This is a genomic window from Xenorhabdus sp. SGI246 (assembly GCF_040838225.1).
GTDB lineage: Bacteria > Pseudomonadota > Gammaproteobacteria > Enterobacterales > Enterobacteriaceae > Xenorhabdus > Xenorhabdus indica.
The window spans coordinates 56,285-80,132 of record NZ_JBFPEZ010000043.1; the positions used below are offsets into that span (position 1 = coordinate 56,285).

Here is a 23,848-nt window from a genome sequence, read left to right on the forward strand (position 1 = left end):
TCCTCTTTACTTTTCAAATTCCCTCTTTGTTGGCTGTATCTTGAAACCCATAGGGTATACACACGATGTTACGCAGGATCTATTGATTATCATTCGAAAACTGGAATTCAAGTTCCCCTTGTTCGAGTGATACTTGTAACCGGTTATATTGTTCATCCTGGGCGCTGGCAGAGAGCAGCCGTTGACTGATTTGTGGCAATATGGTGTTAGTCAAGATAGCATCCACCGTACGACCACCTGATTCAACCTCAGTACAACGACTGACAATATTTTCAATCATAGCGTCATCAAATGTTGCAGCAATGCCATGGTTCTCCAGTAAACGTTTTTGAATTCGCCCTAATTGTAAATGGACAATATTAGTCATCACTTCGTCATTCAATGAATAGTAGGGAATAACCAACAAACGCCCCAATAAAGCCGCAGGGAATGTGTCCAATAATGGCTTACGTAATGCGGAACTGAGCTGTTCCGGCTCTGGTACACTATTATCTTGTTGGGTATGCTGGCGGCATAGTGAACTGACTAAATCGGCTCCCACATTGGATGTCAGGATAATAATGGTATTACGAAAATCAATGTGTCGGCCTTCACCATCTTCCATCCAGCCTTTGTCGAAGACCTGAAAGAAAATCTCATGAACATCAGGATGTGCTTTTTCGATTTCATCCAGCAATACAACACTGTAAGGACGACGGCGAACAGCTTCGGTTAATACTCCCCCTTCACCATAGCCAACATAGCCGGGAGGAGCTCCTTTCAATGTTGATACGGTGTGTGCTTCCTGAAATTCGCTCATATTGATGGTAATGAGATTTTGCTCACCACCATATAGTGTTTCAGCCAGAGCGAGTGCTGTTTCCGTTTTACCCACCCCAGAAGGGCCACATAATAGAAAAACGCCAACCGGTTTATTGGGATCATCTAATTTTGCCCGTGAAGTACGTACCCGTTTTGCGATTATTTCCAATGCGTGGTACTGACCAATCACTCGCTGACTGAGTGTATCAGCCAACTGCAATACAGCTTCAATTTCATCTTTCATCATGCGGCTTAGAGGAATGCCGGTCCAATCTGACACAACCGCGGAAACAACGTTACTGTCTACTGCCGCAAAAATGAGAGGCTCTTCCCCCTGTAAAGTTTTCAATTGTTGTTGCAGCTCAGTTAATTCGGTATGGAGAGTCGCGGTATCATCATTTTGGTCTTCATTCAATTGGATGCGTAATTGAATAATTTTCTCTGTCAGGGAAAGTTCTTGTTGCCAGCGTGCTTCTAGCTGCGCTTTTTGTTCTGCCAGAGTGGCGAGTTGATTGAAGATATTTTCTGTTCGCTGAGGGTCACCCATACCTACTTTTGCTTCCCGCTCCACAATTTCCAGTTCAACATTCAGGGCATCTATCTGATGGCGGCAGTTTTCTAGCTGAGGAGGCTCTGCATGTTGGCTGACTGCAACTCTGGCGCAGGCTGTGTCCAGTAATGCAATGGCTTTGTCCGGTAACTGACGGGCAGGAATGTAACGGTGGGAGAGATGCACTGCTGCTTCGACTGCCTCATCTAATAAAAGAATACGGTGATGTTTTTCCAGTGTATTGACCAGACTACGTAGCATGATCAGAGCCTTAGTTTCGTCAGGTTCATGAACCTGAACAACCTGAAAACGACGAGTCAAGGCAGGATCTTTTTCGATATATTTTTTATATTCTGACCAGGTTGTAGCACCCAGTGTACGTAATTGGCCTCTCGCTAAGGCAGGTTTTAATAAGTTGGCAGCATCACCTGTTCCCTGTTGCCCACCAGCACCAATCAGAGTATGGATTTCATCAATAAACAAAATGATGGGGGTTGGACTGGATTGCACTTCTTCAATCACTTTTCGCAGTCGGGATTCGAATTCTCCTTTAACCCCCGCGCCTGCTTGTAACATGCCAATATCTAACAACCAAAGTTGAACATTCCGTAAAGGAGGAGGAACTTCGTCCGCGGCAATTCTCAGTGCTAACCCTTCAATTACCGCAGTCTTACCGACACCAGCTTCACCTGTCAGTAATGGGTTATTTTGACGGCGACGCATCAGGATATCAATGATCTGGCGGATTTCTTCATCACGTCCAGACACAGGGTCGATCTCACCATTATGGGCCCGCGCCGTTAATTCCTGACCATATTGCTGTAGCGCTGAGCCTGTTGCAGTTTGTGTTGTTGCCCCTGGTGTACCTGTTGATGATGTTGTGATCTCCTGGGCTTCATCACTGCCATCGAATATTGCGTGAAAATTATCGATCAGGACATCTGTATTAATGCGATCAAACAGAGGAGAAATGGCTTTCAGGGCATTGCGTAGATTGAAAGTTTTCAATATGCCTATCAGTAAATGGGCACTGCGAATTTGATTAACACCGAATTTCAGTGAACCATAAACCCAAGCTCGCTCAACGGCACTATCAATATGTTCTGAGAGATCAGAAATAGCGCTGGCACCACGTGGCAGGCGATCCAGCGCTGTAACAATGTCTTTGGTCAACGCAGATTCATCCAGCCCGAAATGATGGAGAAGTTTCTGTAAATCACAGTTTTGTTGCTGCATGATTTGGTGTAGCCAATGCACTAACTCAACATAAGGATTCCCCCGCAATTTGCAAAAAGCAGTGGCACCTTCTAGCGAGGTGAATAATGTGCGGTTAAGCTTACCAAATAGTACGGAGCGGCTGATTTCTGACATAACGTGTAATCCGTGATGTTATCGTTGATCGTGTTTTGTAGAGAGTGATTACATTACTGTTTAGTGGAATTGTTGTTTAGTAGAGTTATTACTTAATGAAATTGTTATTCAATGAAATTATGGATTATAGATTAAGTCACCACAATGGGATTTCTGTTCAATGTTGCCAAGCCAGCTACTTAATCCTAATTTTACGGGCTCTGACAGGTGAATACCTTTTATATCAGCTCGATCAAGTATCAGGCGGATATCCCATGCGTATTCGATCCCGAAATATTGATATACCCAATCACGTAGCTGTAGTGACTTTGGTTGGTTTGGTAAAAACGCTTCATACTCAGCCAAAGTTAACGGGCCGAGTTCAAGGCGGAATTTATATTGAACATCATATAATGCAGTTCCCAAAAAGGCCGATTCACCCAAACGAGGCATATTGCGTCCGGCTTTTAACCGTGCCTGATCCTGAGCCTCAATTTTCAACCATTGGGGGATATTTTGTATAATTTTTAACGGAATATTGAAGTAACAGAATAATATTTTTGCCAACCCTTCCGCGCCATGTCCCTGCCGGGATAAATGGCCTGATAAAGAATAACGGGCGTGTTCACTAATTGAATCTGATTGTTGTTGAGCAGGTAATCCCATACCAATCAGGCAAGCAAGATAATGACAGAAGCGTTGGTTATCCTGACGATCAAGCGATACTGTTGATTGGGAATTAGCCCAGGCACGATAGAACAGCAGTATTAGCCGATGGTGAAATAAATTAGCAAATGCGTTCAGTGTTGGGTCTTGATAGTTATATTGTCGCGCATAAGTATATTCGGTGATATGGAGCGGCAATGGCCCATTTGGGCCGAACAAACCAAAACTGTAAATCAATATGTCATACAGTTTTGAGTTTTCGCGTTTTTTGGCTTCAGCAATGGTCGATGGGGCGAATATCATTGATGCTTTTTGACCCAGACGCAACAGATCGTATCGCGGCAATGGGGCAGAACCTAACATATAATACTCCCCGGACTGGGCGTCTATTCGGCGTAGGGTTTGAAATAGATCGAATTGCCACGGTGTCTGGGTGAGTTGTTGCCAAAAATTATCCGGCAGGTGACATATGCGATGTATGGAAATGGCACTTGTTTCGCTCATATTCATTTTTATCTGTAAGTACTGGTTATATCAGTTTCTTTTTTCCCATCCGGGCCGGCCAAAAACCGATCTTGCCACGTTGCTGGCTATAGAGAGTCATTTCAGTAAAAGAGTTCATGGTGACCAGACGCGAGAATAGTTTTTCCAGAACACTTCCTAGTAACCAGGGGCTGTTTCCGGCAAATTCCTGCTCATCCACTTCCAGTTCAATGCTGACTCCACGGGCAAAAACGATTGGGCCGGGTTCAGGAACCCTCCGATAAATCGTTTTTAATGAACAATGGCGAATACCATTAATCTGACGGGTGATAGCTGGCTCTGAAAGATTGGCATACAGACTGAGTAATTGCCGTAATGCCTGAGTCCCTTGTTCATCATTTTTATCCATAAAATTCAGGTAATTGAGATGGAGGTGACTGATTAATTTCCAGGATATTGAACCTTGTGCTAAGGCAGGGCGTGGTATGGTTGGTCTTTTAAGAAATACAATCTGGTTGATGGGGATAGAATCCAGCATAACGAAGTTATCAAGATCTTGTTGACGCAACATTGCAGATAAATCGCGGTTAGTGCACAGGACATCGGCAGTTAGGAATTTGAGTTCGTTCGGCCAAGGGGAATGTTGTTCATCAACAATAGAAACAAAGGATTCTGTACCGACATAACTGGTCCGGGTGCCGTAATGATGGGCATGTTCAGATAAAATGCGGGGATCACGGCGCACAGAAAAATAGGCACCGTAATTGCTTTTATCATCACTGAAAGTAGACCAGAAGGGTCTGAAAATCTGTGTTTCTCTGTGTTTAATATCTGCACCATGCAGATGTTTTACGGAAAAGATTTCATAATCCAGAGGCCTGATATTATCGACAACTAAATGGTATTCATTAGTACTTTCTTTTACCGTGGCACGTTCAGTCAACTTAGGGAATAAATTAATGACAGGTGTACTATTGAGAGCTAAATAAGAGACATCAACCAGATGCTCCAAATCCGTGTCTATTTTGTCCAAAAGCAGGATAAGTTCAAACTCACTCTCTTTTTGTGTTTTTTCCAACAGAGATTGCATGCCACTAATGCTGAAAAACTGGAAACGTGCCGGAAAAGCAAAATATTCCTGGATCTGACGGTAGCCACTGAAAGTACGTGGATCATTAGGTAACAATGACTGATCATCATCAAAACCTTCATGATGTGGAGAAGTATCAGGTAAAACTTGATATTGGGGAGTATCACCAAGGGTCTGGCATACCATGCCGACGCAATGTTCCATGAGTAATTCTAACAATTGTTGGGATTGAATATCCGGCCCTGAAAGAAAGAATACCAGTTTGTTGAGATCCAGTTCATTGAGGAAAAATTTTCCTTTGCAGGAGAGATGAATGCGCAGCGCACTGACAGCACCGGATTGGTGAAGATTTAAAGTTGCCAGAGGAATGTTGGCAGGGAGCTTACCCAGTTCAACTTTCTGCAAATGTAATGGTTGCAAAATAACGTCTTGTGCTGTGCTGTACTGGAATGTGATGCCATCTTTTTTCAATGTCTGACAGTGCATGAGCGTTCCACGTGGCACTAAAAAACCGTGGCTGATATCCCCTTTGCTGGTATCAGGCTGGAGTTCGACGATTGTCATTGATGGAGTGGGGGCCAGATAATTAGGGTAGAGCATCTCCAGTAATTGTTGGGAAAAATTCGGGAATTCAGCATCCATTTTCAACTGAATACGGGAAGTCAGAAAAGCAAAACCTTCCATAAGTCGTTCAACATAAGGGTCAGCAACATCAATACCGTGCATACCCAGTCGGTTGGCGACTTTTGGATAACGTTCGGCAAATTCTTTGCCCATCTCACGTAAATAGACTAGTTCACGATTGTAATATTCAAGTAGTTTGTTATCCATGTATCCGTATCCTCTCGTATCTGTTTTTATCCTGCTTCTTTGATAGTGAAATAACCGTTTTCCAGGTCAATATCACTACGGAACAGGAATTCGAGTGGCCAGGGAACACACCACAAAAAACCTTTAATTTCTATGGATAATGTATTGTATAGATTCAGAGAGTGAGTATCGGAAACACAACGCACTTCAAGTTCATCAGCGATAATGCGTGGTTCAAACACATGTATAGCCTTAATGATTTTATGTTGAATATCTTCCCACTCTATTTCAGACATGCGTTTACCTGCCAGGGGTTCTAGCCCAAAGTTATAAACAGAACAGCGTATTTCCGGATATAGGGTAAGATCTTGCTCAGATTCACAGTTGATGCTATTGAGCAACCACTGTAAATCCCGCAGAACATTTTGCCGTAATGTACTGTGTGATATCAGATAGTTGCTGATTGCCTCTTTTTTCTTATCGGGGTCGTTATCAGTGAGTCTATCCAGCAAGGATGGCTGCATTCTGTCTCTGGCAGTGATATGCTTGGTATTACTCCGACGATGATAACCACCATGCATTAAAGTTATATTGTCATTCATGGAGTACCTATTGGTCGTGGTGATAATGGGCAATAGGGGAAAGATTGCTGAGGCAATGAACCTATTTTTTAGTTTGTTTATTTTTTTAGTTTGCTTTGAGAACTTTTATATTTATTGACCTCTTTTTCGTAGGATTGCAGAAAGTTTTCACCAAACAGTGCTGAATTTTGCTCAAATTCATTGGCTGTTTTTTGATAGTATTTGGTGAGAAATTCCCACAGTGATGTTTTGTAAGTTGACGATAAAGACAAACGTGGCATACCACCTTCATCCCGTGCTTTCTGCTCAAGCACACCGGGATGGAAGAGTTGCAGAATATCTCTTGTAATGGCACGTACTCCTGCAATCATTCCTAATTGGTGTGCTTGTAATTCAATTAAAATATCGCGAGTCGCCTGCTCAATAGGCATAAATCCCGGCATATGATCACCAAACATCTGTACTAAAACAGATTGACCAGAAGGTAATAGCTTAAATGGATTATTGGCATCCAGTAGCATTTGAGTCATATCCGCATCAGCTTCCCGTTTCAGCATAGTGCGTGAAGCATTGAGTGCGACAATCCCTTGAGATAACTGGCTGATAAACAGACCTAATTGATACATACGGTGTTCATCAAATTGTGGTTGGTGAAGATTTTTGAGTCCCATTCCTTCTAATAGCGATGCCAGTAATTTCCCCTCTAGTTTGATCCCGTCTGTTTGATGGTTATTGGAACTGTAGCTTATTGGATCAATACCAAGCCGTTCATAAGCATGATTATCATGCGTGATATGCAGGGAATGATTCGCGTGACTCGCTTGGTGCTTAACAGAGGGTTGGTGATTGGTGTTGGCCGGATAATCAGGATATTCATTTGAAGGAGCAGGAGGAAAAATATTTTCTTTTGTTCTGGCTTCTTCTATACCTGTATGGCTTTTAGTTAAATCTTTACTGAGTTCCTTAGATATCTCTTCTGTTGTGAAGAGTGGAGGTAAAGAAGGTGGCTGAGTAATGGATTGTTTATCCTGAGCAGATATGGGCTGTGATATAGGCGCAAACTGAGAATTAGAAGTTGTTGGGTTATCAGGTGATGTTAGTGGTACGGCATTATCTAACATCAAGTTTAGCGGGTCATCATTTTTGACGTATTTCTGCTGTTTTATAGAATTGTCAGAAAATAATGCCAGTGGATCAATTTCAATTTCTTTTTCTTTGTCGTCACTATGTTCAATTCTCTGATCATCGTACTGGAATAATGTTGTGGGGGTATTGTTATTCAGAATATCTTCCTGTTGGAAGAGGGCATCTGAGTGGAACATAGTCACAGGATCTGTCGCCCGTAATTGTAGTGTCTCTAGATCGGTTGTGTTTTCAATTTGGGCTAATGGATCAATCGGGTTACGTTCATCGTTTTCCTGTTGTTGGGGTTTGAGTAGTGGGTTATTGTCATTTCCCCCTGATGTTGTCTGCTGTTTGTTGGGGGAGGACGAAGTATCGGATGCAGTGAAAATCTGTTCCAGACCGTCCCAGATTTCATTGGGAATGCCTGAGCAGTTGGTAGCCGATTGGGATTCCGTATTGATAATCCGAGTGGTTGCTTGCGGAGGTGCACTTTTATTGATATCAACTGCCTGAATCTGATAGTCACCAATATTCAATACATCACCATCGCGGATTTCAACCTGACGATCCGGAGCCAATGGTATTGTGTTTAGTAACAACTCAGATGCAGAGCCACGATTGGTAATCCGACACTCACCATCAGCAGAAATAGACACGATGGCCTGAAGCCGGGCAATAGCCTGCTCTTCATCGGGCAAAATCCAGTTATTGTCTTTGCTGCGACCGATAGTTCCCCCCGGAGGCGAAAAATCATAACTCAATTGTGTGGGTTGATTTGTACCGGTGTTTTTAACAATGGTGAATCGCATAAGCGTAGATCCCTATTTTTTTGATAAGGATAGGTTAGTAGAGATAACCTCCCTGAAACAGGGAGGTTATCGGGGTAGATTATAATGAAATTAGAGAGGTTTATTAGTGAAAGAATCCCATCCATAAGTGACTTCGGCGCCTTTTTTGCCTGTGAAGTCCAGAGGATAATAGCTTTCTTTATGTTTTTGGAAGAATAACCTAACAGTAGAAATATATTGGTCAAATGAGAATCCGAGCGATGTGCTTGCTACCATAACGTTCGTCATGACTATTTTATGCCAAAGTACATTTTCGCCTCCTTGCCGCAATACTTCAATTTTAACTTCATTGATATGTTTACCTATCGTCAGATAATTAGACAAAGTGATACATGATTTATCAAAGAAGAGTCCTACAGTAATACCAGGAACTTCAACTATACCTGAACTCAATCCGCTAGACTGAGTATTTGTGGAAATAGAATTAGTCATTGTCAGTTCAAAAACATGGACGGCAGTCCAATTTTTATGGGCTTCGTCACCTGATTCACCTTGAATGTCAGTAAAAGTAATATATGCGTTGTTAGACATAATCTTTGCCTTAATAGAGTTGAATGGGATGATTGAATCCAATGGATGTATATTGGAGTATGTATATGCGGTCTAGAAATACATGTGTATTGTTACTGGAAGCCCCCTCTGTGCGGGATGATTTCTGATTTTGCTTAGAGAAAATGACTTTTTAGTATCATGCTCCTTTTAGTGAGGGTAATTTTGAAACCAGACGTAGAGAAACGGTTAGTCCTTCCAATTGATAATGGGGGCGCAGAAAAAACTTAGCTTGATAATATCCTGGGTTGCTCTCTATTTCTTCTACCTGAACCTCTGCGGCTGCCAGTGGCTTCTTCGCCTTAGTAAGCTGTGATGAATTGACTGGGTCACCGTCAACATAATGAGTGATCCATTCATTTAACCAACGTTCCATATCACTACGCTCCTGAAAAGTCCCAATTTTGTCGCGTACAATACATTTCAGGTAATGAGCAAAACGACAGCAGGCAAATAAATAAGGCAGACGAGCAGAGAGATTGGCATTTGCTGTAGCGTCAGGATCATAATATTCTGATGGTTTTTGCAGCGATTGGGCACCGATAAAGGCGGCCATATCGGTATTCTTACGGTGTAAAAGTGGAATAAAACCATTTTTGGCTAATTCAGCTTCACGACGATCGCTGATGGCAATCTCGGTAGGACATTTCATATCCACCCCGCCATCATCAGAGGGAAAAGTATAGCAAGGCAAATTTTCTACAATACCACCAGATTCCACACCGCGAATAGAGGTGCACCAGCCGTACAGTTTAAAGGAACGGTTGATATTGACCGCCATAGCATAAGCGGCATTTGCCCAGGTATAGTTTTCGTGGGTGGGGCCTTCAGTATTTTCCTCAAAATTGAAATTATCAACGGGATTAGTGAGAGCACCATAAGGTAAACGGGACAGAAAACGGGGCAGTGCTAATCCGATGTAACGTACGTCTTCTGATTCGCGTAAACTCCGCCAGGGGGCATACTCCGTATTTTGGAAAATCTTGGTGAGATCACGAGGGTTAGCTAACTCCTGCCAGGATTTCATTTGCATAACACTTGGGGCTGCTCCTGAAATAAATGGACAGTGTGCTGCGGCGCCGATTTGTGCTAGCTGACGCAAAAGTTCAACATCCGGCGCGGTATGGTCAAAATAGTAATCGCCTACCAGACAGCCGAAAGGTTCACCACCAAACTGACCGTATTCTGCTTCATAGATCTTCTTAAAGAGTGGGCTTTGGTCCCAACTAACACCTTTGAAACGTTTTAGTGTGTTACTTAGTTCTTTTTTGGAAAGGCTCATCACACGGATTTTCAGCATTTCATCGGTTTCTGTGTTATTAACCAGATAATGCAGACCACGCCATGCGCCTTCCAGTGTCTGGAATTCATCATGATGCAGAATATGATTCATCTGTTGTGATATTTTGGTATCAATTTCAGCAATCAATGACTGAATAGTGCGATAAGTATCGCCAGAGATGGTAACAGTATTTTCCAGTGCCTGCTGTGCCAGAGTTTTTACCGCATTTTCAACGGCATCACGTGTTTGATCACTTTGTGGACGGAATTCCTTACCGAGCAATACACTTAATTCATCAACCGTATATTCTTTCGGTGTCTGCTCTTGTTGAGCCAGGTTTTCTTGTTCAGTTGTACTCATCAATTACTCCTTATCTTCAGCACCTTCATCTGAAGCTGAAGTGCTATCTTCAGGTTTTGGCGCTTCCGCCAGTGATTTCAACAGAGCAGGATTTTGCAGTATTTCAGCAATCAGTTGTTCTGCGCCACTTTTACCATCCATATAAGACAGTAGGTTTGCCAGTTGGGTACGTGCTTCCAACAGTTGAGCTAAAGGTTCTACCTTTTTAGCGATAGCATCAGGTTGAAAGTCTTCCATTTTTTCAAAAACTAACTCGACATTCAGTTTGCCATCACCTGTCAAGGTGTTATCAACCTGAAAGGCGGCTCGTGGCTTTATTGATTTCATGCGTTCGTCAAAGTTATCAATGTCAATTTCCAGAAATTTTCGGTCGCTAACGTCTGGTAGGGCTTCTGTGGGTTTTCCTGCCAAATCAGCCATAACGCCCATGACAAATGGTAATTGGACAACTTTTTCTGAGCCATAAAGCTCGACATCGTATTCAATCTGGACTCGAGGAGCACGATTTCGGGCGATAAACTTTTGTCCACTGGATTTCATGACAATTTCTCCATTACTGGCTAAATAGGTAAGTTAAGAGGTAAACGGGCGATATACCCTTCGTCTTTCACGCTGCCTCTTTGTTGGTTGGATAAATACAAGAGACAACTAATTCATATCAGTGTCAGAATTATCAGTATGGCCAAAGATGATGGCGAGCTGGTTTAATCCTTCTGGTGCAAGGTCATAGATAATATCGATAAAATCACGATCAATCAGGCGTTGAATACGGTCAATCATCATCGGAGCAGGGTGGCTTGGTTCGTGTGTCAGAAAATAGGTTTTCGCTTTTTCCAATAACATGCGTGCTTCATCACGATTATTGACTTCTACTCCGTACCAATTAAATGAGGACAAACCAGCCGGAGCTGCTGTATCTGTTGATGATGGCACTATAGACGATGGGTTTATTGATGATCGCGTCGTTGCCTGTTTTATCACTGATGCAGATTGAGGTTCTCCTTTGTTGCCGGGAGTTATCGAAGCGGCAGTTGTGGGTCTACTTAATGCGCTAAATTCAATAACAGTATTCAGATTTTTTAGGAATCGCGATAGTTCAGGCATATGGCCGGCGGATAAGTGCTGGCGAATAATATCAAGCAGAGCCGTAATATGATCGCGAATGATGGCTAATGCTGATATTTCCGGGCTGTCAGCTTGTTGTTTTAACTCATCTTGCAGGCGGGTTCGCCCTCCGGTGTAACCACTAATTTCTGTTATCGAACCATCAAGCAGTGAGCAAACTTCCCGGAATGACAATTCTTGCGAAATGCTTTTCAGCAGAATGGAATATTGCACTTTTATTGAGAGAGGGGCGCCATCTTCAATATCTGCCAAAGCATTGAGGCGAAATAAGGGGTCGTATTCACCATCAAATTCCAGTCTTGGCCATACCTCTTCCCAATAGTGCTCCAGTGTTTGTCGGAGTAGCGCCAGCCCATCGGCATAGCCACATATTCCCTGAGTTTCTACCCATGCATGCATGAGAGCGATGATAATACGCAGATCTTTGGTACGGGACAGCAGTAGCGTTGTAGCTTGTTTTTCCACTTCTAACCAATCGGGTGGCTCCGCAGGGATAACAAAATCCCCAAACTGTTGCTCTGCTTTTCCGATAATACTTTGTTCTAATAGCAGAAATACATCATCGTATTCAAGGTTTTCCCCACAGGGAGACTCTTCACTGATTGGCGCAAATAAAGCATCAATATTCATGGTGTTTTCATACTCGTCAGGTTCGGGCAAGAGAAATCAGGCAGTTTAAACGGACTGAAAATACTATTTGGTGTGAACTCCAGTAAAACCGTATGCCCTTTGATATTAAACATTGCCTGTAAGCCAGCATCATCACTTTGAGTTGGATTTCCTGTTCTGTTTTGCCAAATACGCTTCGCTTGATCCAGTAACCGATTCAGTGCCCAGGGGCCAGAAGTCGATAAGTTTGCCGTTGTGCCATTTTCTAAATTTAATTGAATACGGGCCTGATTGGTTCCCGCAGAGCCCGGCCAGCTAATGAGCCGCGAAAGTTGAGGGCCGTGACTGTATTGCAGTCGTTGCCCATCAACATCCAGAACCATACTCAATATCTCATTATCCATACTGATTGGGCGAACCATGATATGAAATGACGGTGTGAGAGCCCCACTGGAAAAGAGAGTATCGCGAATAATCTGTGCCTGCTGGAAAGGTTTGAGCAACTTTTCTCCACCGGGTAAAGGCTTACCATCTACCCCCGGCATAAACCGCCATCCTGGCTGAGTTGTATCAACCTTACCCACTAAATTTTTTTGAAAAAAAGTGTCCATCAAGCCTTTTCCGGGGGCAAACATCCGTGTCATGTCATCAGGTTTGATATCTTTGTACGCTTTAGGCATCAACGGATAACGATTGGCAATAGCCTGTTGGCAAAAACCCCCTATTTCTGCACCGAGATGTTTGCTGACATTTTTCATATCACTGATTTGTGTATCACTACTGGCTCCAATTGCCAGGGCAGAAATCATATCTTTGAATGGTATTGGCAGGCGTTCAGATGCCGTTTGTAACTGGGTAATAATATTGTTGGGAGGAAAAGGCATACCTGTATTGACGGCATTTTGCACTGAAGCCAGATACTGATATAAGTCACCGATTTTTTTCAGTATATCGTCAAAAGGTATTTGTTTATTTTTTCCATCAGGGCTTTTCGTCAGAGCGGTAATTTGTGCAAAATGTTCTGCTAACACTTGCTCTGGTGACGGTTGGCTATTATCCGGCAAAATTTGCTTTGGAACGAAATTTGTTAATTTACCGTTTGTGAAGTTACTACTGACTTTACCTTTAGCCTTATTCATAAGGCTGTTGAGTTGGTTATTAGTTAGTGTGACATTTTTGCTGATATTGATTAGCAGGGTACGCATCGGTGAAGCTGAAGAAGAGAGCAAACGTGCTGTGCTGGCCCGTTGATTTAATTCATTAATATTGTTCAAACGAATATCAGTCAGATATTTGTCCCATTGATAAATATAATCATTGATATAAAACTGTCGAACAGATAGTTCGAGATCTTTAACTGACTGTTTTCTCGCATAGGAACCCAGTACCCAATTATCCTGTGAATTCAAATTAACAAGAAAAGTCATGAGATCTTTGCCGATACTTTTTTTATACCCCGCAGGAGTGAACATTCCTGGTATGCCACTGGTTATGGGGGCTCCACTAATACGTGAGAAAGCTAATTCAGCTTGAGGACCTGCAAGTGTGACTAAATTTACTGATGTTAAATTGGGGTCAAGTAACAAATTGTGTTTCAGAATATTGTAGGCTCGTTGTGCAGGGGGAATACTGCCAATGAATGCTTGTTTTTGTTCAACCAGATAGTCATTACGAATATATGGCGATGTGACAACCTGATTATCCAGTAATTGGCTGAGATGCCCGTTAAGTTGTTGTAGTTGTGCCTGAGTTGTTTCTGGATCTAAGTGTGCTTTTAGATATTGCATCACCCAATTACGTAGAAACGCACCGTCATAGTGTTTGGGCTGATATAACATCTGATACGCTTTTAACGTATTGTAGGTTTCCTCTGTATTATTGTTGTTAGCATTGTGTAGTTGGCTGGTGATTAACTTTGTTATTTGTGGCAGTAGTAGTGTTTGCAGTGCTTTCATATACAGAGTACGGCTTGCATTACTGACTTGTTCACCACTATATAATCCCATACGGTAAGATATTGGGGGATCATCCAGCGAAAAGTTCTGGTTTTTAGCGAGGTCAGCCAGACTGTTCAAAATCGGCAATAGATTATAGGTGTTAATTATCTCATCGGTATCATCATGATTTTTATTTAATTCAGCTCCCTGACGCAATATGGTCGGAATTTTAGCCTGAACTTCCATCAGATAATTTTTATTATTGTTATAACTGGTTAGAAATAAAGTGGTTACTAAGACCAGAATTGCTATTAATGCCATGTTGCCTAACCCATTAAGCAGGCGATTTTGGTATACCCACCAACGGTTGTAGCTGGCAAGTCCTGCTTCCTGAAAAATACTGTCCAGTAAATTTTTCAGGAAATAAGTCTGGCGAGTCTGGGGTTGATATAAAATTCCTTTATCATCATTATTTCCCCATGACATTGAAATACTGTCATTGTCTGTTGGCAATTGGAAATTACGGTTAAATGTATCCATAACACCATCAAATGGTTTCCCTTCCTGTGTTCCGCTGGTGAAATAGAGTCCTCGTGGATAATTGGGGATTTCAAATCCTGATCTCGCGAATACAATTTCAAGATATTGCGCAATGCGTGGACGTAAGGCAGCAAATTCTTGTGGAAACAGATAACTCTCGGCACATTGCCGCGGATTAGACTCGTTTAAGAGAATATAGGGTAATTCTGCATCCAGTCGTAGTTGTAACTGATTGTATTGTTCCTCAAATATCGAATTAATATTCCAGTCAGTTTTTTTGTCTTGTGGGAATGTTAATCCCCAAATTTGTTCACGTGATGCTTTATCAAAATGGGTAAAATAGGCGTTAAATCCTTTTAGTAAATCCGTTTTCGTGATGAAAATGTAAATAGGAAATTGGATTTTAAGTTTTTCACGTAATTCAGACAGACGCCTGCGTAACATATAGGCGTGTTGATCACGGGCTTCTGTTGATGGATTCAGTAAGTCTTCCACACTGATAGTAAGGATGATCCCATTGATTGGTTGCCGTGTACGGTATTTTTTTAACAACCTGATAAAAGTCTGCCATTCTCTGCTGTCTGCTGCGTGTAAGTTGTTATTATGAGTGGTATAGCGACCTGCGGTATCAAGCAGGACGGCTTTATTCGTAAACCACCAGTTACAGCTATTCATATCTCCTATGCTGTATAGAGCCGATTTGCCGAAATAGTCTAAAAGTGGGAAATTCAGCCCGGAATTTGCCAGTGCTGTTGTTTTACCTGAATGTGGTGCACCGATAACGAGATACCAGGGTAATTGGTATAAATATTGACGGCTAAACAGCCCCCGCCAGCCAGGTTTAGGTTTGCCATTTAAACCGGAAAAATAGCCAGAAAAATAAGCTTTTCGCAATAATTTTACGGCGTCAGAAAAGCGTTCTGACAACGTGAGGTATTGATCATCGTGTTTTTTGTCCTGTTCCTGTTCTTTTTTATCGTCCTTAATGATATTCAATTGGTTAGCTAATTTTTTATTAAGCCATGTCCGATATAGCAGGGGAATTAACTGACTTAAGAGCCAGGCGAAGAAAAGTGAAATAATGGTAAAGATTCGTATGAATTTCGATTCAAAAGGGACTGAGTTACCGATAGAAATAATGGGCCCGATGAACCAGATAATGGCAGAAATTGCCATTATACCAAGAAAACTCCACATTAATCTGCTGGTAAGGATAGAAAAGAGTACATTCAGCATCTTAGTTTCCTCACTTTATTTGATCGGCTGGAGAAACTAACAGTGTGATTTCTACTCGTCTGTTTTTGGCCCGGTTACTGGGGGTATCATTAGGGACAAGAGGATCACTTGCGCCTCTTCCCTCAGTTTTAACTCGCTCAGGCTGATGCAAATAATGCTGAAGTTCTCTCTGGACAGATTTCGCTCTGGCCAGCGATAAAGAGTAGTTAGAGACGAAATGAGAATAGATGGGGATATTATCGGTATATCCGACAACTAAAATTTCACCTTTATAATGGTTCATCGCTTCCGCAATACGCCTGATAACGTCCAGATAACGGTTTCTGATTTGTGTTGAAGCTGATTTAAATAAACCGTCCCCTTTCAAGGTGATGATACTTCTATCAGCCAGATCGGTGACAGTTAATAGCCCGGCAGAGATTTCATCCCGTAACCTGCTTTGTAGATTCAGCGTCGGGGGAACAGGTGGGGATATCCGATCATCAATAGCTACATTTGGCAGATTGGTCTGATAGATAGATGATAAAACCGGGGTAGATATATCACTTAATCGCCAATTCAGGCCGATATACAAGATACAGCCCAGAAAGCACAATAATGCTATACAAATCCACATAGGCAAAAAAGGTCTCCAGAGTTTGTTGGGTTTTGTGATGACTTGTACATTGGGAGACAATTCGGCAGGATGATTGCCGCGGATTGAACGAATTAATTGAAACAGGCGTTGTTTTAGCGTTTCTAACTGAGAACGTCCGTTGTCCATGATGCGGTAACGTCCTTCAAATCCAAGTTGGAGACAAAAATTAATCAGCTCCAATAGGAATAAATTTTCTTTGGGATTCTGTGACAATTTAGCCAACAATTGGAAGAACTTTTCACCGCCCCAGGTTTCATTATGAAAAGTGACCAGTAATCCACTACCTGACCAAACACTACGACTTCCCCAAGGTGTCAGTGCGGCTGCTTCGTCCAGTGCGGTACATAGACAGTAGCGTGCGCCAATAATGACTTCATAGGGTTGTTTGGCATGCTGACACGCGACTTCAAAACGTCGGATTTCATCAATCAGTTTTTGACGTAAACCTGCGGGGTCCGGGTGAACAGTGGTATGCCGGATTTGGGGAAGCGTATTCAGCAGGGGATTTGCAGCAGCAACCAGAGGATTATCATTGGCTTTACCAGAAAACCATGAATGCTCAATCTTCTGCATTTCTTGTCTTATCATCGGCGTCATTACCTCTATTTAGGCTGATCACGGACAGCCCAAAATTCCATATTTAAACCGGGGAACTCACCCGCCAAATGCAATGCAAAACCACCCGATTTATCCATTTGTTTCCATAAATCCCCGTCTTTTTCCAGTTCAAAATAGATATATCCTGAGTGCCAAGGGATTTGTCTCGGCACGGATGGCAGAGCTCGTATTGAAATACCGGGTAATTGCAACTGAACCAATTCTCGTATACGCCCGACGGGAGCAATTTTCATTTGGGCCGGGAAATGACTCATTAATGTGTCATTGGCGATATCAGCGTAAACAGCCAGAATAAAGCTGAACGTATTGACCATACTGGCATTGGGTAATGTGGCGATATTTAAACCATGAGAATATTCTGTCAATGGGAGCTGGATGGCATGCTCCTCCAAAATAATTGACAATCCTTGACGCAATTGAAACATGAGTTGATTGAAACACAGTGTCAAATTGTCGTGATCATAGAGGGGAAAGATTTCTTCCGGCACCCGGTTTTGGGAGAACGTTGCCAATTCAGTGACGAATTGCAGCCACTCACTAAATAGTCTCTCTGGATGCAGTAACGATATATTCCGTATGTGGTTGACCTGGCCACTATAGCGATTAACCAGGGACAGCAACAGGAAATCCATGATTTCGGAATCATTGTGCCGTCCCAATTGTAACAAACGTTGACTTATCTGTTGGCGGCGTTGCTCTAATAGCCCCTGGATATCGGTGATAAATCCTGCCACTTGTGGGCTGGCGTAACAGTTAAGCAGGGGAGGGATAAATTGTTGATCAAGATAGATTTTATTATCGCTGGTTCTATTTATGACATGTACAATGCTCAATGAAGTCCATTCTGGTGTCAAATCAGACTCCAGCATCAGGCGTAAGCGCATTTTGCCGAATTGCACAGCAGCACTACCGACTGACATGGCATTAAAATCATTTACTTCGGCTTCAAAGCTGACAAAACGTGCCAAAGAATCTTTTTTTTCACTGAAAATGACTTCTTCTCTGCCCCGCCGAAAAAGAGGAAGGGCGAGTACTACATTAACATCTATCTGATTTTCAGTGAGTTGCAAAGGCGCAGGGGCATGCGCACCGTCAAAACTGAATGGAGTTCCATCCGGAAAAATACCACTCGCTGAGGAAAGCATGACTTTACCCTGATTGAGGAGTTCCTGATCCAGTTCGAGTGTCAGAAAACCCCAGTAGTAGGGCAGTTGGGATTTACCCCAGTCGCGGACATAAGCTTCCAGATAGTTTTCCGTCTGTTGGAAATGATGAGGGCGCAGAAACATGCCTTCGGTCCAAATGACTTTTTCTGATCTATTCATGATTTTTTCAGTTTCCTGCGGCACAGTTTGAGGTGGAACTTAAGCCTTTTCCAGTAACCTTAACGCACACTTGTAGTTCATCGGGGGCAGAACGCCAGAATTCGTAAAAAGGGCGCTTTTCTGGTACAGGGACTGGAAACGAAATACGCCATTTCTTGCCATCTAATTGTTTATACTCTGCAATAATTCCGATGTAGCTGATTTCTGGCTGATTCTTTTCCAATAAATAATGTGCACGTTTGAAAGGAAGTATAAAAAACCGATCTTCATTGACCAATTTATCGCCTAGGGTATCTTTCGCTTTGTCTTGTAGTGAAAAAAAGTCTGCCGACATAAATTCTTCATTCGATTGCAATAAAAAAACGTGTATTTTCAGTGGTGCTGAATCATTTACATTAGATGCGATACTGAAAATTAATTTATAAGGGGGCAACTTTTCCGGTTGCGATGAACAGCCTGTCATTATTAAAAGAAGTGATATTAATAAAAACGAGGGTAAAATTGCTCTGTTAATCCAATAGTTAATTGAATATAACGTTTTGATTAAGAATGTTTTTCTCAGTGAAAAACGCATATCATAAAGTTCATTAATTATTCAGGCATAGCCAGCATTGAATAAAATAAAAAGCCGAATACATCAGGCCGCTGAAATAAGCACTTTTGTCTGACTGGGAGTAATGCGGGCACCCACAGCGTTTGTTGAATTCTGCATAGTGAGACTTGTCAGCCGTGTTACTGGTGAACCTTTGATTAAGACAGAGTTGGCCCCTAATGTATGTCGTGCTGGTCCCATTACTGTTCCTGAAGCCACTCCCATATTAACTCCGGCATTATCACCTGTTGTCATGGGAAAGTTTGTCGCTATGTTATGTACAGGAGAGCCTGCAAATAAGATGTTCATGGCATTAGTGATGCCGGTAGGCCCTTGTGCCATATTGGGATAAGGTACGGGTACAGGAAAGGGACATGGGGTCAGGCAAATATCAGGGGCTGCCAGATCCATTCCACCCCCTTGAGTATTAGCAAACATAATGTCTCTCCTTAACCAATATGAATTTGTTCAGCATCTATTTTGGTGACAGCTTTTGCAGACATCATGGTGTTTTGGGCATGTAATCGAATATAGCTTTCAGCCTGCATATCTAGTTGGCCTGCCTGAACCTGTTCTGTCTGCGTTGTATGACGAAATAGTCGGTTGCTAAGCTGTGTTACTGTCTGCCAGACAGATTCAAATTTATTGCCAACCAATTGGGTGATGGATACCCATGCAGACAGTGATTCACCACTGTATTGCATTTTGCTGATATGGCAGTTTCCAATGCTGGCAGCAATATTCAGTCCGTTGCTGTTTAAACTCAAATCTCCCTGAGAAGAGATAGCCAGATCACCAGGCACGCTGATTTCTGCCGGATGATGCTGTTCTGCTCGCTCTAATATGGCCAAAATCCAGAGTTGACTATCAACTGTTGTCACTAAAACGGTATCTCCCGGTTCAGGGGTCAGCAGGCAACTGGCAGCACGTCGGCAGTGCCATCCCCGATTGTTACTTTCCACTATTAAACTACCATCCTGAAGGTGATTAACAACCTGACCTGCAACTTGGTGTAAGGGTTGTTCGGTAGTAAGAGGGTGTGAAGAAAGCGCATAAGAAGGTTTTGACATTTTGATTCTCCCGGTTAAATCTTGTGTTGCATACTCCACTCTTCGGCTGCAAACAGTTCAGGATCATTTTCCAGTATGCCACGACGGTCAGAAAACAGTGTTTCAGTCTGTTGGGTACGATGAAAAAGTGTTCTCATAAAGTGTGCTGTACGAAAGTCACTATTGTTGACATTGGCATAGGAAAGATCGGCATAAGACATGTCACAGCCGGTAAATCGTGCATTTACTGCATGTACTTTGTGCATAATGGCCTGGATTAATTTGCTTTGCCTGAAATCAGCGGATTCAAGGCAGGCACTGACGAAAATCGCCTGTTCAAACAGACTATTGCTGCAACATGCCTGGGTTAAATCTGCTTCAATGAATAAAGCCTGGGTTGCATTGACATTCGATAACGTTGCACCTTGTAACGTGGCACCCTTGAAATTACAGTTAGTTAATCTTGCTTGATTGAAGTTTGCTGCTTTAAGTTGACAGTCTGTGAACAGACACTCTTTGAGTTGTTGTTTCTGATAATCCTGACCACGTAGATCACATTCAAAAAAAACAGCTTTAGTGTATTCATTGGCAGAAAAACCTGTTTCCCGTAAATCCAGCCGAAAAAAAGTGACCAGAAACAGGCAGCTATTGGTTAATTTTGCTCGATTAAGTGTTGAATCAATAAATGTTACCCGTTCAAGGTCACTATTGTTAAATTCTACACTTTGCAGTGAACTGGATATAAACTGAGTTTCATTTTGCTTATTTTCTGTAAAACGTGCTTTCTGCAAAATACACGTATTAAATACGCAGTTTGTTATTTCACTTTTGTCGAATACTGTGCGGCTCATATTGCATTGTTCAAAAGTACTCTGTTCAAGCATGGCTGAATCAAAAACGGCTTCTTCGAGTTGGCATTCAGTAAAAATAGTTTCTTTCAGTTGAGCATGAGAAAAATCCACACCAGAAAAATCGACTTCCCTGAAAATCCCGCCAGATAAATCCTGTCGGATGAGCGACATATTTTGCAAGCTGACTTTCTCAATTATTTCCCCTTGTTTGATTTTTGTTATCAGTTCACCTGTTGACAGCGAATTCATATCACTTCCTTATCTCGTTTGGGTAAGGTTTTAGTTTGCTGTGTGTAGACACCTTTAAACAGGGTTGAGTTATCAACGATGGACTGGGACATGTCGGCGCGGAATAGATTGGTTTCCCGTAAATCCGTACCATTAAAGCTGCATTTTTGCATCAGAGCATTCATCAGATTGGCATTATTCAACAAAGCCCCCCGAAAATCTGTTCTGATAAATAGGCTTTTTATCGTATTTAAATACTGCATATCGGCTGACTGACAGTTGGCTTCACTCAGGTCACAGTTGTTCAACGTCGCGGAGTGAAATATTGACTGAACCAAAGGCATTTTGCGTAGATTGCATTCCGTTAAAGTAGCCTGTCTGAAATCAGCCTGGTTAAGTTCGCTGTCCATTGCAAAAGCACAAGTTAACAGATTAGCGGAGCGAAATCGGATCTTGTTTGCTTCAGTTTCTACCCAGGCACAGCTTTCGAGGAGAGCATGGTCAAAAATGGCTTGTTTCAGTTTACACTTGAGAAAAGATACCTTATTCAGATTTGCGTGATTGAATTTGAGTGCAGGTAATTCAAGTTCTGCAAAGGTACAATCTTTCCACTGGGAATATTGAAAATTACAATGGGTAATAAAAACCTGTTGCAGGAACAGATCCGTGAATGTTGCACGGTTGAACTGGCAACGATCAAACAGTGCTTCCTGTAATTGTGTTTCTTTGAAGCGAGCGCCGGAAAAATCGCTCTGTTCACATTTAGCCAATATTAAGTTGGCATTATCCAATTTAACCCCGGACAGGGAAGCGTTGCAGATCTCTGTTCTGGCCAGCATAGCCCGACTGAAATCGGCTTCGTCCAGTTGACTATTATTGAAACAGGCGCTTTCCAATAATGCCTGGGAAAAATTGGCTCCACGCAGATCCATGTTTGACAAATCTGCTCCGGTAAAATCCATGCCACTGAAATTACCACCTTGCCCCATGATCTTTTGCACCCGTTTACGGATGATTTGCGACAAACTTCCTGTCAAGCGTAAGGCCGGATTTTGTGATTGCACGGAAAAAAAATACGTATCACGTAGTGATTGTTCAATTTGTGCTAATTTGGGGTCATCAAACGCTATTTGCTGTTGTTGTTTCTGCAATATATCCCGCATTTTATAGAGACTTTCTGGCCCTCTGGCTTGGTTTTCTGTCACTGATTGATCAATATCAATACCCAGTTGTTTCGCTTTGGCTGCTATATTCTCTCGCTTTAGCTCGGCTTCGGCCCGCTTTTGGGCCGCATCTTGCTCTATTTTCTCCACAAATTCTGGCAGTTCATCCAATCTGGGGGTGGCAGGAGGTGCAGATGTTGCGGGGGGAGCAGGAATGATAGTATCGATATCGTAACCATATTCAGCTAAACGTTCTTTCTGTTGTTCACGGAGACGTTTTTCACGATTAAGCACATTTTCCTGTATTGGATTGTTTTCAGATTGTTCCGTATCTATCCACGGGCCAATGATTTCTTCAGGGATGAGATCTTTTTCCCGGAAGCTATACAAAACGCCTTTTTCTTTATCCATACGTTGGTTAAGCACTTGCAAGTAATGATTTTCTGCCAGGGGGTTATCATTTAATTCCAGAGCCGATACCATTTGTAATACATCCGCTGCATCATCTTCATTAATCTGGGAATGTCCATGCCATATCAGGATCATTTGCTCCAAATGGGGAAAGAACCATACTGTCGTCTGGCGCATGCTTATTTCTTCAAAAACCTCATCATCAAGACGTAAGCGCTTGATAAAACAACGCGCCCGCCACGCAGGCAAAACGCCTTCTTGTACCGGTTTTTCAGGATGCATATTCTCAATACGCCATGCAGCCTGGACCGGTAGGGCAGTTATCTGATCCAGCCATTGATCCCTTGGAGCTGCATTAAATAGTCGCCAGTCAATATCATGGGCAAACCCCGGAAATTCATTTTCCAGCCACTCCTTGTCATATTTTTTACCAATACGGGTAAAACGACGCGGACATGTAAAATCCAGTGGACAAAAACTGGCAGGAATGGGGTTATCCTCTGGTGATAACAACTGCTTGTGCAACGTTTCGATATTGGGCAGGTGATGGATTTTTACGCCATTTTCTATCAACTTCGGGCTGAAACCGATACCGTGTGGGTTCTCTTCATAGCCTTCACCACCAAAAGCCCGGCTCCAGTCCAATCGCATTTGTTCAAATGCCTCAGCTTTTGAGGGAGTATCACCAATCCAATAACGATCACCGAAAGCAACTAATGTTTTTTCCAATTGATCCACCTGAATACGTACTGTACAGGCTGTTTTATCGGCTTGGTGATGCGTATAGGCATAGCCTGTGGCCAGAAATTCAGCACAGGATTTAGGCATCGCGAGATCAACAATACCATTACAGGTTTTCAGTTCTTTTTCTGCAAGTTGCCAAAGTTCTGGTTCTGGACGCAAGCGTGGGGTAGGGCTCATATCAGCCAGTGCCATGATAGAGATGCCGAGATGGTTTTTTTGCATCCAGCGATAAGGCCGATAAAGCACACTTAACCGCAGGGGTTTGATAATTTTCATGACAATCTGCCA

At 42.5% G+C, this 23,848-nt stretch carries 17 protein-coding genes; all 17 read right to left on the reverse strand.

Annotated features, from left to right (window positions below; genetic code table 11):
- Positions 1-79: 79 nt before the first annotated feature.
- Complete coding sequence (tssH, locus tag ABLA85_RS11235; RefSeq protein WP_367964124.1) at positions 80-2,722, reverse strand: type VI secretion system ATPase TssH; 2,643 nt, start codon at positions 2,720-2,722, stop codon at positions 80-82.
- A 117-nt stretch (positions 2,723-2,839) separates the two neighbouring features.
- Positions 2,840-3,871 (reverse strand): type VI secretion system baseplate subunit TssG, encoded by a 1,032-nt coding sequence (tssG, locus tag ABLA85_RS11240; protein ID WP_367964126.1) that lies wholly within the window; start codon positions 3,869-3,871, stop codon positions 2,840-2,842.
- A 25-nt stretch (positions 3,872-3,896) separates the two neighbouring features.
- Positions 3,897-5,771 carry a type VI secretion system baseplate subunit TssF gene (tssF, locus tag ABLA85_RS11245; protein ID WP_367964128.1) on the reverse strand — a complete coding sequence of 625 codons (1,875 nt, stop codon included), beginning with the start codon at positions 5,769-5,771 and terminating at the stop codon, positions 3,897-3,899.
- Between the two features lie 26 nt (positions 5,772-5,797).
- On the reverse strand, positions 5,798-6,352 hold the full coding sequence (gene tssE / locus ABLA85_RS11250) for a type VI secretion system baseplate subunit TssE (RefSeq protein ID WP_367964130.1): 555 nt from the start codon (positions 6,350-6,352) through the stop codon (positions 5,798-5,800).
- 77 nt (positions 6,353-6,429) lie between these two features.
- Entirely contained in the window at positions 6,430-8,265 is a 1,836-nt protein-coding gene (locus ABLA85_RS11255; protein ID WP_367964133.1) for a type VI secretion system-associated FHA domain protein, read from the reverse strand.
- Between the two features lie 90 nt (positions 8,266-8,355).
- Complete coding sequence (locus tag ABLA85_RS11260) at positions 8,356-8,835, reverse strand: Hcp family type VI secretion system effector (RefSeq protein ID WP_367964134.1); 480 nt, start codon at positions 8,833-8,835, stop codon at positions 8,356-8,358.
- Between the two features lie 157 nt (positions 8,836-8,992).
- Positions 8,993-10,495, reverse strand: coding sequence for a type VI secretion system contractile sheath large subunit (gene tssC / locus ABLA85_RS11265; protein ID WP_367964136.1), 1,503 nt, complete (start codon positions 10,493-10,495; stop codon positions 8,993-8,995).
- A gap of 3 nt (positions 10,496-10,498) precedes the next feature.
- Positions 10,499-11,035 carry a type VI secretion system contractile sheath small subunit gene (gene tssB / locus ABLA85_RS11270; RefSeq protein WP_047682490.1) on the reverse strand — a complete coding sequence of 179 codons (537 nt, stop codon included), beginning with the start codon at positions 11,033-11,035 and terminating at the stop codon, positions 10,499-10,501.
- 108 nt (positions 11,036-11,143) lie between these two features.
- Positions 11,144-12,250, reverse strand: a complete 1,107-nt coding sequence (gene tssA / locus ABLA85_RS11275; RefSeq protein ID WP_367964139.1) for a type VI secretion system protein TssA — start codon at positions 12,248-12,250, stop codon at positions 11,144-11,146.
- The gene (gene tssM, locus ABLA85_RS11280; protein ID WP_367964142.1) at positions 12,247-15,942 is read right to left on the reverse strand and encodes a type VI secretion system membrane subunit TssM; all 3,696 of its coding nucleotides are present in this window, start codon (positions 15,940-15,942) and stop codon (positions 12,247-12,249) included. The genes tssA and tssM overlap by 4 nt, the downstream gene beginning before the upstream one ends.
- A 10-nt stretch (positions 15,943-15,952) precedes the next feature.
- Complete coding sequence (locus tag ABLA85_RS11285; protein ID WP_367964144.1) at positions 15,953-17,167, reverse strand: DotU family type VI secretion system protein; 1,215 nt, start codon at positions 17,165-17,167, stop codon at positions 15,953-15,955.
- A gap of 14 nt (positions 17,168-17,181) precedes the next feature.
- On the reverse strand, positions 17,182-18,522 hold the full coding sequence (gene tssK, locus ABLA85_RS11290; protein ID WP_367964146.1) for a type VI secretion system baseplate subunit TssK: 1,341 nt from the start codon (positions 18,520-18,522) through the stop codon (positions 17,182-17,184).
- Between the two features lie 7 nt (positions 18,523-18,529).
- Entirely contained in the window at positions 18,530-19,096 is a 567-nt protein-coding gene (gene tssJ / locus ABLA85_RS11295; RefSeq protein WP_367964149.1) for a type VI secretion system lipoprotein TssJ, read from the reverse strand.
- A 63-nt stretch (positions 19,097-19,159) separates the two neighbouring features.
- Positions 19,160-19,552 (reverse strand): DUF4150 domain-containing protein, encoded by a 393-nt coding sequence (locus ABLA85_RS11300; protein WP_367964151.1) that lies wholly within the window; start codon positions 19,550-19,552, stop codon positions 19,160-19,162.
- Between the two features lie 11 nt (positions 19,553-19,563).
- On the reverse strand, positions 19,564-20,184 hold the full coding sequence (locus ABLA85_RS11305; RefSeq protein WP_367964153.1) for a DUF3540 domain-containing protein: 621 nt from the start codon (positions 20,182-20,184) through the stop codon (positions 19,564-19,566).
- A gap of 14 nt (positions 20,185-20,198) precedes the next feature.
- The gene (locus ABLA85_RS11310) at positions 20,199-21,263 is read right to left on the reverse strand and encodes a pentapeptide repeat-containing protein (protein WP_367964155.1); all 1,065 of its coding nucleotides are present in this window, start codon (positions 21,261-21,263) and stop codon (positions 20,199-20,201) included.
- Positions 21,260-23,836 carry a DUF2169 domain-containing protein gene (locus tag ABLA85_RS11315; RefSeq protein WP_367964157.1) on the reverse strand — a complete coding sequence of 859 codons (2,577 nt, stop codon included), beginning with the start codon at positions 23,834-23,836 and terminating at the stop codon, positions 21,260-21,262. The genes ABLA85_RS11310 and ABLA85_RS11315 overlap by 4 nt, the downstream gene beginning before the upstream one ends.
- Positions 23,837-23,848: the final 12 nt, after the last annotated feature.

Bases quoted from the DNA above. Each gene is read 5' to 3' on its own strand.
- tssH (WP_367964124.1), bottom strand. From the start codon at position 2,722: ATGTCAGAAATCAGCCGCTCCGTACTATTTGGTAAGCTTAACCGCACA.
- tssG (WP_367964126.1), bottom strand. From the start codon at position 3,871: ATGAGCGAAACAAGTGCCATTTCCATACATCGCATATGTCACCTGCCG.
- tssF (WP_367964128.1), bottom strand. From the start codon at position 5,771: ATGGATAACAAACTACTTGAATATTACAATCGTGAACTAGTCTATTTA.
- tssE (WP_367964130.1), bottom strand. From the start codon at position 6,352: ATGAATGACAATATAACTTTAATGCATGGTGGTTATCATCGTCGGAGT.
- ABLA85_RS11255 (WP_367964133.1), bottom strand. From the start codon at position 8,265: ATGCGATTCACCATTGTTAAAAACACCGGTACAAATCAACCCACACAA.
- ABLA85_RS11260 (WP_367964134.1), bottom strand. From the start codon at position 8,835: ATGTCTAACAACGCATATATTACTTTTACTGACATTCAAGGTGAATCA.
- tssC (WP_367964136.1), bottom strand. From the start codon at position 10,495: ATGAGTACAACTGAACAAGAAAACCTGGCTCAACAAGAGCAGACACCG.
- tssB (WP_047682490.1), bottom strand. From the start codon at position 11,035: ATGAAATCCAGTGGACAAAAGTTTATCGCCCGAAATCGTGCTCCTCGA.
- tssA (WP_367964139.1), bottom strand. From the start codon at position 12,250: ATGAATATTGATGCTTTATTTGCGCCAATCAGTGAAGAGTCTCCCTGT.
- tssM (WP_367964142.1), bottom strand. From the start codon at position 15,942: ATGCTGAATGTACTCTTTTCTATCCTTACCAGCAGATTAATGTGGAGT.
- ABLA85_RS11285 (WP_367964144.1), bottom strand. From the start codon at position 17,167: ATGATAAGACAAGAAATGCAGAAGATTGAGCATTCATGGTTTTCTGGT.
- tssK (WP_367964146.1), bottom strand. From the start codon at position 18,522: ATGAATAGATCAGAAAAAGTCATTTGGACCGAAGGCATGTTTCTGCGC.
- tssJ (WP_367964149.1), bottom strand. From the start codon at position 19,096: ATGCGTTTTTCACTGAGAAAAACATTCTTAATCAAAACGTTATATTCA.
- ABLA85_RS11300 (WP_367964151.1), bottom strand. From the start codon at position 19,552: ATGTTTGCTAATACTCAAGGGGGTGGAATGGATCTGGCAGCCCCTGAT.
- ABLA85_RS11305 (WP_367964153.1), bottom strand. From the start codon at position 20,184: ATGTCAAAACCTTCTTATGCGCTTTCTTCACACCCTCTTACTACCGAA.
- ABLA85_RS11310 (WP_367964155.1), bottom strand. From the start codon at position 21,263: ATGAATTCGCTGTCAACAGGTGAACTGATAACAAAAATCAAACAAGGG.
- ABLA85_RS11315 (WP_367964157.1), bottom strand. From the start codon at position 23,836: ATGAAAATTATCAAACCCCTGCGGTTAAGTGTGCTTTATCGGCCTTAT.